Source organism: Mycobacterium sp. ZZG (assembly GCF_054786995.1).
Genome location: NZ_JBTBFV010000143.1, coordinates 1 through 1,672, shown reverse-complemented (window position 1 = coordinate 1,672; position 1,672 = coordinate 1). Strand labels below are relative to the sequence as shown.

General features: G+C 65.2%; 1 protein-coding gene. It reads right to left on the bottom strand.

Going from position 1 to position 1,672, the window contains the following annotated elements:
• Positions 1 to 161 precede the first annotated feature (161 nt).
• Complete coding sequence (locus tag ACXMYJ_RS29005) at positions 162 to 1,553, bottom strand: IS1380 family transposase (RefSeq protein WP_260752049.1); 1,392 nt, start codon at positions 1,551 to 1,553, stop codon at positions 162 to 164.
• Positions 1,554 to 1,672 lie beyond the last annotated feature (119 nt).

Sequence of the window (1,672 nt, the reverse complement as noted above, 5' to 3'; positions counted from 1 at the left end):
TTAGCCTGGATACACCGATCGGCGGTTGGTGTGGGGTTGAATCTGGTTGTGAGGCTTTGAGCTGATGTATAGGTCCCAGTGGGCGTGGCTGATCGCCCGATCTCGGTATCGGGTTGTTCCTGTTGGTGTTTCGCGTCGAAGGCCGGTAGGGAGTGGTCTGATTAGGCCGTGAGCGGCTGATATCGGCCGAAGAGGTTGCCGAACAGCAAGTTCCATGCGTGTTCCCAGGGCCAGTTGCGCGGCAGGTGCAACGTCAGCCGTCGTGCCGAGGAGGCGATGCGTGCGGGCACGGTGATCAGCGTGCGGCGGATGGTGGCGGTGCGGGCCTTGGCCAGCGTGGGGCCGGTGAGGGTGGCCGCGGCGCGGGTGAGGTTGAACGCGATGACCGCCAGCACCAACCATGCACTATTGGCCGAGAACCGGCCTGACGGTAGATGGGCCAGCGCGGAGGCTTTCAGGTCGGCGTGGACCTGTTCGATGATCGCGTGGCCGCGGTGAGTCTTGTCGGCGGTGACGGTGTCCAGATCGGTGGTCGTAAAGAAGGCGTGAAACCGCCAGGTGTCGAACAGGGTGGCCTGTCCATCGCTGGTGGGGTTCAGGTCGGGGATGCGGCGTACCACCAAGCGGCCCGGGACCTGCTGGTGGGTTTTCTTGGAGCTGAACGCGGTGAATCCGATCTCGGCGACCTCGGCCCGGGAGATCCATTGGCCGGTGTTTTCGTCGTAGACGGCGTCGGTGTACTCGATCGAGGTCCACGCATCATCGTTGATGGCCGCGATCGCAGCCTTGACTTTCGAGTCCAGGGGCACGGTGATCGACACCTCGGCGCCACCGCGCAGCGCCGCGCCCACGCTGCGGTGACCGTAGAACGCCGAATCGGCGCGGACCAGCGGCTTGCTGGTGGCCTCGGGTGAGCGCAGCCGTGTCACAGTGGACAGGGTGTCGCTGATCATGCGGGCAGCTCCGCGTGGGGAGCCACACGAGCCTTTGCGCAGGCGTTGGGCGGCGATCACCGGAGCACACTGACCGGTGGTGACCGTGGCCAGCAGGGCGTTGAGACCCCGGACTCCGGAGTAGCCGTAACCGGATCCTTGCTTGCTGTAGCCGTGGACTTCGATGATGGTGTCGTCGAGATCGACCAGCACGGGGCCGTCGATGCCGGCCAGCACCGGGGTGCGTTCGTGCAGGCTCGCCAGCACCCGCGCCGCGATGGCGTCGAGTTGGCGGACGTGGCCGAAGCTGAATTCCCGCAGGAACGAGCCCAGCGTCGAGGGTGCATACGGACGGTCGAACACCGTGCGCATCGCGCCGTGGCGCAGCAGGCGCATATCGTCGATGCTGTCCGCGCCAGCGACCATCCCCGCGACCAGCGCGCTCACCTTCGCCCCCGCGTTGGAGCCCTTGTCCGTGGGCACCGTGAGGTGCTCATCAGCCAACGCGGCCAGACCGCATTCTTGCGCCAACGCGGTGATCGGGACCAGTCCGGCGCACGACACCAGGTTCGGATCATCGAAGCGGGCCGCCGCGACGGGCCGAGTGTGAGATAGTTGCATCTACGAGATGCCCTTCGTAGTGGCTGAATTGGATCCTGAACAAATCTCATTCTCCCACCACGACAGGGCATTTCGCTGTTTCAACCCACCCAGGCCGCCACCTAATCGGTGTATCCAGG